Source organism: Oryzihumus sp. (assembly GCF_036391795.1).
Taxonomy (GTDB): domain Bacteria; phylum Actinomycetota; class Actinomycetes; order Actinomycetales; family Dermatophilaceae; genus Oryzihumus.
Map to the genome: position 1 here is coordinate 17,404 of NZ_DASVZH010000043.1, position 14,859 is coordinate 32,262.

Sequence of the window (14,859 nt, forward strand, 5' to 3'; positions counted from 1 at the left end):
CCGTCATCCGAGCAGCCCCCGCAGCAGGGCCGAGGTGGCGTCGCAGTGTTCCTCCATGTGGGCGCGGGCCGCCTCCGGGTCGCCCCCGAGGACGGCCGCGACGACGGCCTCGTGCTGCTGCGTGGAGTGGGCGATGTTGCGCGGCAGCACCGGTATCGCGCTCAGCAGCTCGTGCAGCGCGGCCTGCGCCCGCGTCACGGACTCGATGAGCATCGGCGACCCGGACAAGGTGGCGACGGCCAGGTGGAAGCGGGAGTCGGCGACCCGGTGGGCGGCGCTGTCCGGCGCCTCGCGCACCGCACGGGCGGCCTCCAGCAGCCAGGCCCGCTGGTCCGCCGAGAGGGGCCGCGCCGCCGCCAGGTAGGCGGCACCGGGCTCGACCACCCGCCGGAAGCTCAGCGCGTCGGCGAGGTCGGCACCGTGACGGACCCGCTGGTCCGCGGCGTCGGGCATCGGTGCGCCCCGGTAGACCACCCTGGTGCCTCCGCCGCGCCCGCGCGTGGTCTCGACCATCCCCGAGTCGCGCAGCGCGGCGATGGCCTCGCGCAGCGTCACCCTGCTGACGCCCAGGCGCTCCGCCAGCTCGCGCTCGGGCGGCAACACCTCGCCCCGGGCGAACACCCCGAGCCGGATCGCGGTCGCCAGCTGCTCGACCGTCGACTCGAACGCGTTGCCCGGCGCCGGCCGCAGCACGGCGTCGGGCAGCCGGCTGGCATCGGAGGGGGCAGCCGCGGGCATCGCCGTCACGGGACCTCGGGCCCCAGGATCTCGCCGGGCGCCTTGGTCTCGTGCCCGGGCGGGACGTCCTTCATGAAGTGGTGACGGCCCCCGATGATCCACGTGAACGTGGCGAAGACGAGCACCGCCAGCACCGCGATGGGGGCGTAGTTGAACGTGTCCACCGTGATCGGGTTCGCCGGCGGCAGCATGAACAGGATGACGATGAAGGCCACCCAGGCGACCGAGATCCAGCCCACCACCGCGCTCCAGCGGCCGAGGTTCCACACGCCCGGGCGGAAGTCCGGGTTGAGCCGGCGCAGCAGCACCGGGGTGACGTAGGCGATGTAGAGGCCGATGACCGCGATCGAGGTCACCGCGAGGTAGGCGGTGGTGCTGAACAGCGCCGGGCTGGCCAGGACCAGCGAGCAGACGACGCACAGCCAGATCGAGTTGGTGGGGGTCCCGGTGCGCGGGTTGACCGTGGACCACCAGCGCGACCCCGGCAGGGCGTTGTCCCGCGAGAAGGCGTAGGACATGCGCGAGTTCGCTGTCACCGACGCCATGCCGCAGAAGAACTGCGCGACGGCGCAGATGAAGACCAGGCCCACCCCGAGGGAGTGCCCGACGGCGTCGATGAAGATCTGCGCCGGCGGCAGGCCGATGGGGGTCGTGCGGGCCTTGTCGAGGTTCTGCACCGACGCCGTGATCGCGACGAGCAGGACCCAGCCGGCGAAGAGGGACACCACGACCGAGTTGACGATGCCCTTGGGCGCGTTGACCGACGCCTGGTGGGTCTCCTCGGCCACGTGCGCCGAGGCGTCGAAGCCGGTGAACGTGTACTGCGCCATGAGCAGCCCGATGAGGAAGACATAGATGACGCTGTTCCAGCCGGTGGCGTTCTCGAAGTGGGTGAACGTCCACGAGAGCGACTGGTGCCGGTCGGGCACGAACGACAGGACGGCGACGATCACCGCGACGCCGGCGAGGTGCCACCAGGCGCTGATGTCGGACAGCCGCCGGACCAGGTCGACCCCGAAGGTGTTGAGCAGCCCGTGCAGCAGCAGGATCACCATGAAGGCAACGAAGGTCTTGGTCGCGGTGACGCCGACGCCCCAGGTGAGGTCGAGGAAGGCCATCCAGGTGATCGCCGCGCCGTAGTCGATGGCCGCGGTGACGGCGACCTCACCCAGGAAGTTGAACCACCCGACGTACCAGGCCCACATCGGCTTGCGGTGTCGGGCCAGGCGGCCGGCCCAGAAGTACAGGCCGCCGGCGGTCGGGAACACCGAGCACACCTCGCCCATGGCCAGTGCCACGAGCCAGACGAACACACCGACCAGCGGCCAGCCGATCGAGATGGCGATGGGTCCACCGGCGTTCAGGGCGATGCCGTAGCTGGTGATGGCCCCCGCCAGGATCGAGATGATCGAGAAGGAGACGGCGAAGTTGTTGAAGCCGCTCATCCTGCGGTGCAGCTCCTGCTTGTAGCCGAGCTCGGCCAGCATGGCGGAGTCGGCGTCCTCGACGGGTTGCGGCGTGGGGGGAACAGCGCTCATCGGGCACCTCAAAGGGTCTGGCGATGGACCATTACCCACCGAGACGATGGGCTGTCTCGATTGAAGACCCGGAGATCCCCTCCGTCAATGGTCTGGTTGCAGACCTTTACGCGCCGGAAACCCGCCGCGGGCCCGGCCCCGCGCGGAGCCGGGCCCGGTCATCGGGGTGCGTTGGTGCGGGCGGTTCACACCAGCCGGGTCAGCCAGCCGCGGGTGTCCTCGGCGCGGCCGTACTGCAGGTCGAGCAGCGCCTGCCGGATCGCCAGCGTGGTGGGGCCGGTCTCGCCGCCGTTGACGGACAGCTCCCCGCCCTCCCAGGCGAGGCGGCCGACCGGGGTGACCACGGCGGCCGTGCCGCAGGCGAACACCTCGGTGATGTCGCCGCCGGCGACGCCCTCGCGCCACTCCTCGATGGAGATGCGGCGCTCCTGCACGCTGTGGCCGAGGTCCTTGGCCAGCTCCAGGATCGAGGAGCGGGTCACGCCCTCGAGGATGGTGCCGGTCAGCTCGGGGGTGACGATCGAGCCGTCACGGCGCACGAAGTACAGGTTCATCCCGCCGAGCTCCTCGACCCAGCGGTGCTCGACCGCGTCGAGGAAGGCGACCTGGTCGCAGCCGTGGGCGCTGGCCTCGACCTGGGCCGCGAGGCTGGCCGCGTAGTTGCCGCCGCATTTGGCGGAGCCGGTGCCGCCGGGGGCGGCCCGCGTGTAGTCGGTGGACAGCCAGATCGACACCGGCTTCACGCCGCCGGAGAAGTAGGCACCGGCCGGGGAGGCGATGACGCAGTAGGTCACCTGTGCCGCGGGACGGACCCCGAGGAAGGCCTCGGAGGCGAACATGAACGGCCGCAGGTAGAGGCTGGCCTCGCCGGCCTCGCCGTTGGGCACCCACGCCTGGTCGACCTCGACCAGGGCCCTGAGGCTGGCGAGGAAGTCGGCCTCCGGCAGCTCGGGCAGCGCCAGGCGCCGGGCGCTGCGGGCGAACCGCGCCGCGTTGGCCTCCGGGCGGAAGGTCCAGATGGACCCGTCCGCGTGCCGGTAGGCCTTCATCCCCTCGAAGATCTCCTGCGCGTAGTGCAGCACCGCAGCGGAGGGGTCCAGCGAGATGGGCCCGTATGCCGTGACCTTGCCGTCGTGCCAGCCCTCACCGGGGGTCCACGTGGCCAGCACCATGTGGTCGGTGAACTTCTTGCCGAAGCCGGGGTTGGCGAGGATCGCCTCGCGCTCGGCGTCGGGGAGGACGTCAGGCCGCCTGCTGACCGTGAACTCCAGCGTCGAAGGGGCGGTCGCCTGCGTCATCGAAGGTCCTCCTGACCGGACGGGGTGGGTGGGCACGTGCCCTGAGCCGAAGGCTACCCGGCACGTCGGTCTCCGCCGAGGCGGGAGGTCCTCAGCCGGTGCGGGCGGCGGCGCTCAGCCCACGCGCGCGGCGATGGCGTCGCCGACCGCCGCGGTCGACCGCGGCGCGCTCCCGCGCTCGGCCAGGTCTGCGGCCACGGCCGCCTCGACGCGTGCGGCCTCCTCGCCCCGGCCGAGGTGCTCCAGCAGCATGCCCACCGAGAGGATCGTGGCGGTCGGGTCGGCCTTGCCCTGACCGGCGATGTCGGGGGCCGAGCCGTGCACCGGCTCGAACATGCTCGGCGCAGTGCGCTCGGGGTTGATGTTGCCGCTGGCGGCCAGGCCGATGCCCCCGGCGATCGCCGCGGCGATGTCGGTGACGATGTCGCCAAAGAGGTTGTCGGTGACGATGACGTCGAACCGGCCGGGGTCGGTGGCCAGGAAGATCGTGGCCGCGTCGACGTGCTGGTAGGCCGTCTCCACCTCCGGGAACTCCGCGCCGACCTCCTCCACGGTGCGGCGCCACAGGTGGCCGGCGTAGGTGAGCACGTTGTGCTTGTGCACCAGCGTCAGGTGCTTGCGCGGCCGGCCCTGGGCGCGGTGGAAGGCATCGCGCACGACCCGCTCCACGCCGTACCGGGTGTTGACGCTGACCTCGGTGGCGACCTCGGCGGGGGTGCCGACGCGCAGTGCTCCCCCGTTGCCGACGTAGGGCCCCTCGGTGCCCTCGCGGACCACGACGAAGTCGATGCCGCCGGGGGCGACCCGCTCCACGTCGAGCGGGCTGGTGACGCCGGGGTAGAGGCGGGCCGGGCGCAGGTTGACGTAGTGGTCGAGGGAGAAGCGCAGCTTGAGCAGCAGCCCGCGCTCGAGCACACCGCTGGGCACGCCGGGGTCGCCCACCGCGCCGAGCAGGATGGCGTCGTGGCCGCGGATCTCCTCGAGCACCGAGTCGGGCAGGGTCTCGCCGGTGGCGTGCCAGCGGCGGGCGCCGAGGTCGTACTCGGTGGTGCTGATCTTCGGGCCCTGCCCGGCAGTCACCGCGGCGAGGACCTTCAGGCCCTCGGCGACCACCTCCGGGCCGATGCCGTCACCGCCGATGACGGCGATGTCGAGGGTGTCCGTGCCCTGCGCCGGGCTCTGCTCGTCAGCCATGTCCTCAGCCTAGAAGTCGTCTTGCGTGCTGGAATCTGTGTCCCACATGACGGACGGCCTCCCGGCTGGTCGCCGGGAGGCCGTCCGTGTCTCGGTCGTGGTGACCGGTCACTCGTCGTCGGAGTGGCCCTGGTCGCGCAGGTCCATGGACTCCTGCAGTGCGCGGCGGGTGGCCTCTTCGGCTTCGCTCATGTCGTCACGTCCTTCGCATGATCGTCACTGGTGACAAGGGGTGATGGGTCTCGCACACGCACCCCGTGATGACGGGGTGTGGGTCAGCGGCACACGCGGGGTCTCCGCGGCGAGTCAGCTGACCTGTCGGAACCCGCCGCGGCGGCGAAGGATGAGAACCAGCCGCGTCATGTCCTCGACATTACGTGGACGTCCAAGTATGTGGAACTTGTTTCCCACACCGTGAGACGGCACTGGACGCCCCGCCCCACGCCTGCCCCGGGCACGACGAAGGGCCCGGCCGTGCGGCCGGGCCCTTCGTGCGGAGTGCTGGCGGTGCTCAGCCGTCGAGGTCGACGACGTTGACCCCGCTGGCGCCGATCTCGGTGCCGATGTCGCTCAGGACGCCCGCCGGGATCGCGCTGTCCACGGTCAGCGCGACGAGCGCGTCGCCGCCCTGGGCCTTGCGGGCGACCTGCATGCCGCCGATGTTGATGTCGGCCTCGCCCAGCACCCGGCCGACGGTGCCGATGATGCCGGGGCGGTCGACGTAGGTGAAGAACGCCATGTGCTCGGAGATCGGCACCTCGAGGTCGAAGCCGTTGACGCCGACCACCTTCTCGACCAGACGCGGACCGGTCAGGGTGCCGGCGACGCTGACCTCGGTGCCGTCGGCCAGGGTGCCGCGCAGCGTGGTGACGTTGCGGAAGTCCTCGGCCACCGGCTCGGTCAGCAGCCGCACCTCGCAGCCACGCTCCTGCGCCAGCAGCGGGGCGTTGACGTAGGACACCTGGTCCTCGACCACGTCCTGGAACAGGCCCTTGAGCGCGGCGAGCTTCCAGACGCTCACGTCGTACTCGGTGATCTCGCCCTTGACGTCCACGGTCAGCTGGGTCGGCACCGCGCCGGCGAGGGCGGTGAAGATCCGGCCGAGCTTCTCCACGAGGGCGATGCCGGGGCGGACCTCCTCGGCGATGACCCCGCCGGAGACGTTGACCGCGTCGGGCACGAGCTCGCCGCCGAGCGCGAGGCGCACCGACTTCGCGACCGCGATGCCGGCCTTCTCCTGGGCCTCGTCGGTGGAGGCGCCCAGGTGCGGGGTGACGACGACGGACTCGAACTCGAACAGCGGCGACTCGGTGGTCGGCTCCTTGGCGAACACGTCGATGCCGGCGCCGGCGACCCGGCCCTCCTTGAGGGCGACGGCCAGGGCCTGCTCGTCGACGATGCCGCCGCGGGCGGCGTTGATGATCCGCACCGAGGGCTTGACCAGCTTGAGGGCCTCCTCGCCGATGAGGCCGAGGGTCTCGGGGGTCTTGGGCAGGTGCACGGTGATGAAGTCGGACTCGCGCAGCAGGTCCTCCAGCGGCAGCAGCCGGACGCCGAGCTGGCCGGCGCGCGCCGTGGAGACGTAGGGGTCGTAGGCGACGACCTTCATGCCGAACGCGGCGAGGCGCTCGGCGACCAGGACGCCGATGCGGCCCAGGCCGACGACGCCGACGGTCTTGTCGAGCAGCTCCACGCCGGAGTACTTGCTGCGCTTCCACGCCCCGCCCTTGAGCGCCTCGTTGGCGGGGGCGATGTTGCGGGCGGTTGCCAGCAGCAGGCCGACGGCCAGCTCGGCCGCCGAGGTGATGTTGGACGTCGGGGCGTTGACGACCATGACGCCGGCGACCGTGGCCGCCTTGACGTCGACGTTGTCCAGGCCCACACCGGCGCGCGCGACGACCTTGAGGTTCTTCGCGGCGGCCAGGGCCTCCTCGTCGATCTTGGTCGCCGAGCGGATCAGCACCGCGTCGACGTCGGCAAGCGCGGGCAGCAGCTCGGACCGGTCAGCCCCGTCGCAGTGGCGGATCTCGAAGTCCGGCCCCAGCGCGTCGATGGTCGCGGGCGAGAGCTCTTCGGCAATCAAGACAACGGGTTTGGTCACTGGCCTGTCCTTCACGGGTGGTGGGATGCGGCCGAGCCCCCTGCGGGCCGGCCGGGTCTGGGCGGGAGGTTCCGCCCGGCACCGCGCTGTGCCCACGGTCAGTCTAGACACGGCGAGCCGGGGCCCCGGCCCCGGCTCGCGATGTGGACGTACCCGCAGTGGCGAGCCCCGGCACACCCGGGAGCGGGTATGCCGGGGCTCGCCCTCGCGGGCGGGTCAGGTCAGTGCTGCGGCTCCTGCTCGTCCTCACCGGCGTCGGGGGCGATCCGTGTCGGGGACAGCCTGCGCCAGAGGAGGAACAGACCGCCCAGGACGAACATGACGATGCCGGCCCAGAGGTTGATGTTGGTGCCGGCGGCCTTGGCCCGGTCCTCCTCGCCACCGACCAGGCCCATGACCAGGACGATGGCGCCGTAGGCGAGGAACAGGCCCCCGAGGACGCTGCGCAGGTCGAACAGCCTGGCCCGCGCCGGGGCCTGTGCCGGGATGTTCGGCTCCTCGGAGTGCGGTGCTCCAGTGCTCATGTCGAGGCTCCTTCCGGCTTCAGATGAACGGGATGTACAGGGCGACGGACAGCGCCAGCGCCAGGACGCCGAAGACGACCGGCGAGCGGTACCACGCCTCGTCGCCGATCACGGCGTCGCTGGTCAGGTCGTGCTTGCCGAGGCCGTAGACCAGGCCCTGCAGCTCGGTGACCGGCTTGGGCCGGCTGGCCAGGGTGACCAGCACCGAGACGACGACGTCGGCGACGAACGCCACGATCGCGCCCTTGAAGTTGCCGTCGCTGTCGCTGAGGTAGTGCACCCAGCCGAGCTGGCCGGCGCCCCAGGCGGCCGCGGCACCGAGCGTGCCGGCGACCAGGCCCCAGAAGCCGCCCCAGCCGGTCATCCGCTTCCAGAACAGGCCGAGGATGAAGGTGGCGAACAGCGGCGCGTTGAAGAAGGAGAACAGCAGCTGCAGGTAGTCCATGATCGAGTTGAACCGCGAGGCGATGAACGCCGTCCCGATGCCGCCCAGGACGCCGATCACCGTGACGATCCGGCCGACGCGCAGGTAGTAGCCGTCGGGGCGGTCCTTCTTCACGTAGTCCTGCCAGATGTCGTACGTGAAGACCGTGTTGAAGCTCGAGATGTTCGCCGCCATGCCGGCCATGAACGCCGCCAGCAGACCGGTGACCGCGACGCCGAGCACGCCGGAGGGCAGGTAGCGCTCCATCAGCGCGGGGATCGCGTCGTTGAAGGTCAGGCCCTTGCCCTCGGTGTCGGTCTGGCCAAGGCCGGGGATCATGGCCAGGGCGATCAGACCGGGGATCACCGTGAAGAACGGGATGACCAGCTTGGGGAACGCGCCGATGATCGGGGTGCGCCGGGCGGCGGACATGTTCTGCGCCGACAGCGCGCGCTGCACCTCGGCGAAGTTGGTGGTCCAGTAGCCGAAGCTGAGGACGAAGCCCAGGCCCATGGCGATGACCAGCCAGTTGGAGCCGATCGGGTTGGTCACATGGCCGATGCCCGTGCCCTGCCAGGCGTGCAGGAAGCCCTCACCGGCGTGCTTGTTGCCCTGGATCTTGCCGGTCAGGCCGTCCCAGCCGCCGGCGGCCTTGAGGCCGACGAAGGTCAGCGGGATGAGGCCCGCGAGGATGACGAAGAACTGCAGCACCTCGTTGTAGATGGCCGAGGACAGGCCACCGAGGGTGATGTAGACGAGCACGAACGCGCCGGCGGCGATGATCGAGACGTACTTGGGCCAGCCGAGCAGCGCCTCGAGGATCACCGAGAACGCGAACAGGTTGACGCCGGCCTGCGCCACCGCGGACACCGCGAAGGTGCTGGCGTTGAACAGGTGCGTCGGCGCGTTGAACCGGCGGCGGAGGTACTCCGGCACGCTGCGCACCTTGGAGCCGTAGTAGAACGGCATCATCACCAGCGCGAGGAAGATCATCGCCGGGACGGCGCCGATCCAGTAGTAGTGCACGGTCGAGATGCCGTACTTGGCACCGTTGGCCGCCATGCCGAAGATCTCGGTGGCGCCGAGGTTGGCCGAGATGAACGCCAGGCCGGTGATCCACGCGGGCAGGGACCGCCCGGAGAGGAAGAAGTCCTCACTGTTGTGGATGCTGCGCCGGACGGCGAAGCCGATGAACAGGACCACCGCGAAGTAGGTGGCCAGGATCAGGTAGTCGGCGCCTCCCATGTTGAGGCGCAGTCCTTCTGCAGGCACGACGGTGTGCAGCATCGATCTTTTCCCCTTCCAGGGCGGGAGCGGGCCCACGGTAGTCCCGAACTGCACAAATCGACCACCGCGCCCGCACGCGACGAGGGACTGATCACACGAAATGACCAGTCCCTCGTCGGTGTGCCGGGTGCCCCGGGCGCGCGGGGGCGCGCCGCCGCCGGTGCCGCCTCAGCGGGCGGCGGTGCCCTCGGTGTAGTCGCTGTCGGCCGGCTTGATCCAGCTCATCAGGCCGCGCAGCTCCCGGCCGGTCTTCTCGATCGGGTGCTGCTCACCCTTGGCGCGCAGGGCCTGGAACTCCGGGGAGCCGGCATCCTGGTCGTCGATGAAGCGCTGGGCGAAGGTACCGTCCTGGATGTCCTTCAGGACCGCCTTCATGTTCTCCTTCACGTGGGCGTCGATCACCCGCGGGCCGGAGACGTAGTCGCCGTACTCGGCCGTGTCCGAGACCGACCAGCGCTGCTTGGCGATGCCGCCCTCGTACATGAGGTCGACGATGAGCTTGAGCTCGTGCAGGCACTCGAAGTAGGCCACCTCAGGCTGGTAGCCGGCCTCGATGAGGGTCTCGAAGCCGTACTGCACCAGCTGCGAGGCGCCACCGCAGAGCACCGCCTGCTCGCCGAACAGGTCGGTCTCGGTCTCCTCGGTGAAGGTCGTCTTGATGCCGCCGGCGCGCAGGCCGCCGATCGCCTTGGCGTAGGACCTCGCCAGGTCCCAGGCCTTGCCGGAGGCGTCCTTCTCGACGGCGACGAGCACGGGCACGCCGCGGCCGTCGACGTACTCGCGGCGGACCAGGTGGCCCGGGCCCTTGGGGGCGACCATGGCCACGTCGACGCCCTCGGGGGCCTGGATGTAGCCGAAGCGGATGTTGAAGCCGTGCCCGAAGAACAACGCGGCGCCGTCCTTGAGGTGCGGCTCGATCGACTCGGCGTAGACCTTCCGCTGCACCTGGTCGGGGGTGAGGATGACGATGAGGTCGGCCTCCTGCACCGCCTCGGCGACCGGCAGGACCCGCAGGCCCTCGGCCTCGGCCTTGGCCTTCGAACGGCTGCCCTCGGCCAGGCCGACGCGCACGTCGACGCCGGAGTCGCGCAGGTTGAGCGCGTGGGCGTGCCCCTGGCTGCCGTACCCGATGACGGCGACCTTGCGGCCCTGGATCACGGACAGGTCAGCGTCGTCGTCGTAGAACATCTCGGCCACGTCGGCCACTCCTTCGGTTTGGTGGAACAGGCGGTGGTGCGGGTATGCCGTGTGGTCACCCGGGCGGGTGGGTCGCTCAGGCGGACCGCAGGGCACGGTCGGTGATGGAGCGCGGTCCGCGGCCGATGGCGACCATGCCGGACTGCACGAGCTCCTTGATGCCGAACGGCTCCAGGACGCGCAGCAGCGCCTCGAGCTTGTCGCTGTTGCCGGTGGCCTCGATGGTCACGGCGTCGGGAGCGACGTCGACGACCTTGGCCCGGAACAGCTGGGCGGTCTCCAGCACGTGGGACCGGCTGGACAGGTCGGCCTTGACCTTGACCAGCAGGATCTCGCGCTGCACCGAGGCGGTCCGGTCGAGCTCGACGACCTTGAGCACCTCGATGAGCTTGTTCAGCTGCTTGGTCACCTGCTCCAGCGGCAGGTCCTCCACGTCGACCACGACCGTCATCCGGGAGATCTCCGGGTGCTCGGTCGGGCCGACCGCGAGGGAGTCGATGTTGAAGCCGCGCCGGGAGAAGAGACCGGCGATGCGCGCGAGCACGCCGGGCTTGTTCTCGACCAGCACCGACAGGGTGTGCTTGCTCATTCCACGCTCCCTCTGCTCGCCGTGCGCACGCGCTCCGGTCCTCGCTTCGCTGCGATCCTCACGCGCTTCACTCCTCGCGCTCCCAGACCGGGGTCATCCCGCGAGCCGTCTGGATCTTGTCGTTGCTCACGCCCGCCGGGACCATCGGCCACACCATCGCGTCGCGGTGGACGACGAAGTCCACGACCACGGGCACGTCGTTGATCTCCATCGCCTTGGCGATCGTGGCGTCGACCTGGTCGGGGGTCTCGCAGCGCAGGCCCACGCAGCCGTAGGCGTCGGCGAGCTTGACGAAGTCGGGCACCCGCCGCTCGACGCTGGTGTGCAGGTCGGTGTTGGAGTAGCGCTCGTTGTAGAAGAGCGTCTGCCACTGCCGGACCATGCCCAGGCTGGAGTTGTTGATCACCGCGACCTTGATCGGGATGTTGTTGATGACGCAGGTGGCCAGCTCCTGGTTGGTCATCTGGAAGCAGCCGTCGCCGTCGATCGCCCACACGGTGCGCTGCGGCTCGGCGACCTTGGCCCCCATCGCCGCGGGGACCGCGAAGCCCATCGTGCCCAGGCCACCGGAGTTGACCCAGCTGTTGGGCCGCTCGTAGCTGATGAACTGCGCCGCCCACATCTGGTGCTGGCCCACGCCGGCGACGAACACCGACTCCGGTCCGCTGATCGCCCCGATGCGCTCGATGACGTGCTGCGGGGCGACCGAGTCACCCTCGGGGGCGGTGTAGCCCAGCGGGTAGGTGGACTTCCACTCCTGCACCTGCTCGTGCCACGAGGTGTAGTCGCCGCGCTGGCCGGCCTCGTGGTCGGCCCGGATCGCGCCGAGCAGCTCGTGGATGACGTCCTTGCAGTCCCCCACGATCGGCACGTCCGCGATGCGGTTCTTGGAGATCTCGGCCGGGTCGATGTCGGCGTGGATCACCTTGGCGTGCGGGGCGAACGTCGACAGCTGCCCGGTGACCCGGTCGTCGAAGCGGGCGCCGAGCGTGATGAGCAGGTCGGCCTTCTGCAGGCCGGTGACGGCCGCGACCGTGCCGTGCATGCCCGGCATACCGAGGTTGAGCGGGTGGCGGTCCGGCACGCTGCCGCGGGCCATGAGGGTGGTGACCACGGGGATCTGGGTGAGCTCGACGAGCTCGCGCAGCGCATCACTGGCCCCGGCACGGATCACGCCACCGCCGACGTAGAGCACGGGGCGACGCGACTCGGCGATGAGGCGCGCAGCCTCGCGGATCTGCTTGTTGTGCGGGCGCGCCACCGGGCGGTAGCCGGGCAGCTCGATCTTCGGTGGCCACTCGAAGGTGGTCTGGGCCTGCAGGGCGTCCTTGCTGATGTCGACCAGCACCGGACCGGGCCGGCCGGTGGAGGCGATGTGGAACGCCTCGGCGATCGCCCGCGGGATCTGCGCCGGGTCGGTGACCAGGTAGTTGTGCTTGGTGATCGGCATCGTGATGCCGCGGATGTCCGCCTCCTGGAAGGCGTCGGTGCCGATCGCGCTGGAGGACACCTGGCCGGTGATCGCGACGATCGGGACCGAGTCCATGTAGGCGTCGGCGATCGCCGTCACGAGGTTGGTCGCCCCCGGGCCGCTGGTGGCCATGCAGACCCCGACCTTGCCCGTCGCGGCGGCGTAGCCCTCCGCGGCGTGCCCGGCCCCCTGCTCGTGCCGGACGAGGATGTGGCGGACCTTGGTGGAGTCCAGCAGCGGGTCATAGGCCGGCAGGATCGCCCCGCCGGGGATGCCGAAGACGGTGTCGACGCCGACGGACTCGAGCGAGAGGACCAGGCTCTGGGCGCCGGTGACCGTGACGCTGCCACGGTGGCGGCTGCCGGCCAGGTCGGCGGGCGAGGGGGCGTGCGGCTCGGGCCTCGAGCCGGGCCCGGAGGCGGTTCCGTCGGTCACTGTCGTCACCCTTTTTCACGTCCTGTCTGGTGCACCCGCGGGTGCGTGGTGGTGCTGCCTGAGTCGTGCTCCGCCGACAAAAAAGCCCCTCGGTCCGGTGGCGGACAGGAGGGGCAGCGCGCTGACTGGCGGTTCAGTCGGCGCGCTGGGCGAGTACGAGGTTCAGGGCCACGGCCCCACCTTGCGCCCCCGGCCGAAAGGGTGTCAATCGGCCCCCTCCTTCGTCCCAGCATCTGGGATGGGCGTCCGTTTAGTGGGACGCCCATCCCTGCACCTCCCCCTCCGGTCAGCCGCAGACGGCGCCCTTGGACGCGCTCTGGACCAGCTTGCGGTACTTCGCCAGGACGCCCCGGGGGTACTTGCCCGCGGGCGGCTCGAAGCCCTGGGCCCGCTGCGCCAGCTCCTCCTCGGCCACCAGCAGGTCGAGCGTCCCGGACGCCACGTCGAGGCGGATCCGGTCGCCGTCACGGACGAAGGCGATCGGCCCGGCGTCCACCGCCTCGGGCGCCACGTGGCCGACGCACAGGCCGGTGGTGCCGCCGGAGAAGCGCCCGTCGGTCAGCAGCAGCACGTCCTTGCCCAGGCCGGCGCCCTTGATCGCGCCGGTGACCGCGAGCATCTCGCGCATCCCCGGACCCCCCTTGGGCCCCTCGTAGCGGATGACGACGACGTCGCCGGCCGCGAGGCCGCCCGCCTCGACCGCGTCCATCGCGGCCCGCTCCCCGTCGAAGACCCGGGCGGTGCCCTCGAAGACGGTCTCGTCGAAGCCGGCCGTCTTGACCACGGCACCCTCCGGCGCCAGCGACCCCTTGAGGATGGTCAGGCCACCGGTCGCGTGGATCGGGGAGCCGACGGCGCGCAGCACGTGGCCGTCGGGGTCCGGCGGGCGGATGTGGGCGAGGTTCTCGGCGACGGTGCGGCCGGTGACGGTGAGGCAGTCACCGTGCAGCAGGCCGGCGTCCAGCAGGGCGCGCATCACCACCGGCACTCCCCCGACCCGGTCGATGTCGGTCATGACGTACTGCCCGAACGGCTTGACGTCGGCCAGGTGCGGCACGCGCGCGCCGATCCGCTGGAAGTCCTCGATGCTCAGCTCGACCTCGGCCTCGTGGGCGATGGCCAGCAGGTGCAGCACGGCGTTGGTCGAGCCGCCGAAGGCCATGACCACGGCGATGGCGTTCTCGAACGCCTCGCGGGTCATGATCTGGCGCGCGGTGATCCCCCGGCGCAGCAGCTCCACGACGGCCTCGCCCGAGCGCCGGGCGAAGCCGTCCCGACGCCGGTCGGTGGCCGGCGGCGCGGCGCTGCCGGGCAGGCTCATGCCCATCGCCTCGGCGACGCTGGCCATGGTGTTGGCGGTGTACATGCCGCCGCAGGCGCCCTCGCCCGGGCAGATGGCCCGCTCGATCGCGTCGACGTCCTCACGGCTCATCCGGCCGGCGGCGCAGGCCCCGACGGCCTCGAACGCGTCGATGATCGTGACGGTCTTCTCCGTGCCGTCACTGAGCTTGGCGATCCCGGGCAGGATCGACCCGGCATACAGGAACACGCTGGCCAGGTCGAGGCGCGCGGCGGCCATGAGCATGCCCGGCAGGGACTTGTCGCACCCGGCGAGCAGCACGCTGCCGTCGAGGCGCTCGGCCTGCATGACCGTCTCGACCGAGTCGGCGATGACCTCGCGGCTGACCAGGGAGAAGTGCATGCCCTCGTGGCCCATCGAGATGCCGTCGCTGACGCTGATCGTGCCGAACTCCAGCGGGTAGCCGCCGCCGGCGTGCACGCCGTCCTTGACGGCCTTGGCCAGCCGGTCCAGGGACAGGTTGCAGGGGGTGATCTCGTTCCACGAGCTGGCGACGCCGATCTGGGGCTTGGCGAAGTCCTCGTCGCCCATGCCGACGGCCCGGAGCATCCCCCGCGCGGCGGCCTTCTCGAGGCCGTCGGTGACGTCGCGGCTGCGTGGCTTGATGTCGGGCGTGCCCTGGGCAGTGGTCGGCGTCTGCGTCATGACCGGATCATAGGACCCGGCGTCCGAGGGCTGGGACGGCCGTCTCGGCCAACGGTCG

At 70.9% G+C, this 14,859-nt stretch carries 11 protein-coding genes; all 11 read right to left on the minus strand.

The annotated features are described in order from the left end of the window. Positions 1 to 3: 3 nt before the first annotated feature. Positions 4 to 738, minus strand: coding sequence for a FadR/GntR family transcriptional regulator (locus tag VF825_RS02500; RefSeq protein WP_331109793.1), 735 nt, complete (start codon positions 736 to 738; stop codon positions 4 to 6). A gap of 5 nt (positions 739 to 743) precedes the next feature. Continuing rightward, positions 744 to 2,276 (minus strand): amino acid permease, encoded by a 1,533-nt coding sequence (locus VF825_RS02505; RefSeq protein WP_331109795.1) that lies wholly within the window; start codon positions 2,274 to 2,276, stop codon positions 744 to 746. A 185-nt stretch (positions 2,277 to 2,461) separates the two neighbouring features. Next, positions 2,462 to 3,574, minus strand: a complete 1,113-nt coding sequence (locus tag VF825_RS02510; protein ID WP_331109797.1) for a branched-chain amino acid aminotransferase — start codon at positions 3,572 to 3,574, stop codon at positions 2,462 to 2,464. Between the two features lie 114 nt (positions 3,575 to 3,688). Beyond that, the gene (locus VF825_RS02515; protein ID WP_331109799.1) at positions 3,689 to 4,768 is read right to left on the minus strand and encodes a 3-isopropylmalate dehydrogenase; all 1,080 of its coding nucleotides are present in this window, start codon (positions 4,766 to 4,768) and stop codon (positions 3,689 to 3,691) included. Between the two features lie 511 nt (positions 4,769 to 5,279). Continuing rightward, on the minus strand, positions 5,280 to 6,869 hold the full coding sequence (gene serA / locus VF825_RS02520; protein WP_331109801.1) for a phosphoglycerate dehydrogenase: 1,590 nt from the start codon (positions 6,867 to 6,869) through the stop codon (positions 5,280 to 5,282). A gap of 221 nt (positions 6,870 to 7,090) precedes the next feature. Next, entirely contained in the window at positions 7,091 to 7,393 is a 303-nt protein-coding gene (locus tag VF825_RS02525; RefSeq protein ID WP_331109803.1) for a hypothetical protein, read from the minus strand. Positions 7,394 to 7,412: 19 nt separating this feature from the next. After that, positions 7,413 to 9,104 (minus strand): sodium:solute symporter family protein, encoded by a 1,692-nt coding sequence (locus VF825_RS02530; RefSeq protein WP_331109805.1) that lies wholly within the window; start codon positions 9,102 to 9,104, stop codon positions 7,413 to 7,415. Positions 9,105 to 9,272: 168 nt separating this feature from the next. Then, positions 9,273 to 10,301 carry a ketol-acid reductoisomerase gene (ilvC, locus tag VF825_RS02535; protein WP_331109807.1) on the minus strand — a complete coding sequence of 343 codons (1,029 nt, stop codon included), beginning with the start codon at positions 10,299 to 10,301 and terminating at the stop codon, positions 9,273 to 9,275. A 76-nt stretch (positions 10,302 to 10,377) separates the two neighbouring features. After that, the gene (gene ilvN, locus VF825_RS02540) at positions 10,378 to 10,890 is read right to left on the minus strand and encodes an acetolactate synthase small subunit (protein ID WP_141789047.1); all 513 of its coding nucleotides are present in this window, start codon (positions 10,888 to 10,890) and stop codon (positions 10,378 to 10,380) included. A 67-nt stretch (positions 10,891 to 10,957) separates the two neighbouring features. After that, entirely contained in the window at positions 10,958 to 12,796 is a 1,839-nt protein-coding gene (locus tag VF825_RS02545; protein ID WP_414695749.1) for an acetolactate synthase large subunit, read from the minus strand. Between the two features lie 286 nt (positions 12,797 to 13,082). Beyond that, on the minus strand, positions 13,083 to 14,801 hold the full coding sequence (ilvD, locus tag VF825_RS02550) for a dihydroxy-acid dehydratase (RefSeq protein ID WP_331109811.1): 1,719 nt from the start codon (positions 14,799 to 14,801) through the stop codon (positions 13,083 to 13,085). Positions 14,802 to 14,859: the final 58 nt, after the last annotated feature.

Excerpts from the sequence above, each read along its gene's own strand:
- ilvN (WP_141789047.1), bottom strand. The coding sequence starts at position 10,890 with ATGAGCAAGCACACCCTGTCGGTGCTGGTCGAGAACAAGCCCGGCGTG.
- VF825_RS02515 (WP_331109799.1), bottom strand. The coding sequence starts at position 4,768 with ATGGCTGACGAGCAGAGCCCGGCGCAGGGCACGGACACCCTCGACATC.
- VF825_RS02505 (WP_331109795.1), bottom strand. The coding sequence starts at position 2,276 with ATGAGCGCTGTTCCCCCCACGCCGCAACCCGTCGAGGACGCCGACTCC.
- VF825_RS02530 (WP_331109805.1), bottom strand. The coding sequence starts at position 9,104 with ATGCTGCACACCGTCGTGCCTGCAGAAGGACTGCGCCTCAACATGGGA.
- VF825_RS02510 (WP_331109797.1), bottom strand. The coding sequence starts at position 3,574 with ATGACGCAGGCGACCGCCCCTTCGACGCTGGAGTTCACGGTCAGCAGG.
- ilvD (WP_331109811.1), bottom strand. The coding sequence starts at position 14,801 with ATGACGCAGACGCCGACCACTGCCCAGGGCACGCCCGACATCAAGCCA.
- VF825_RS02525 (WP_331109803.1), bottom strand. The coding sequence starts at position 7,393 with ATGAGCACTGGAGCACCGCACTCCGAGGAGCCGAACATCCCGGCACAG.
- VF825_RS02500 (WP_331109793.1), bottom strand. The coding sequence starts at position 738 with ATGCCCGCGGCTGCCCCCTCCGATGCCAGCCGGCTGCCCGACGCCGTG.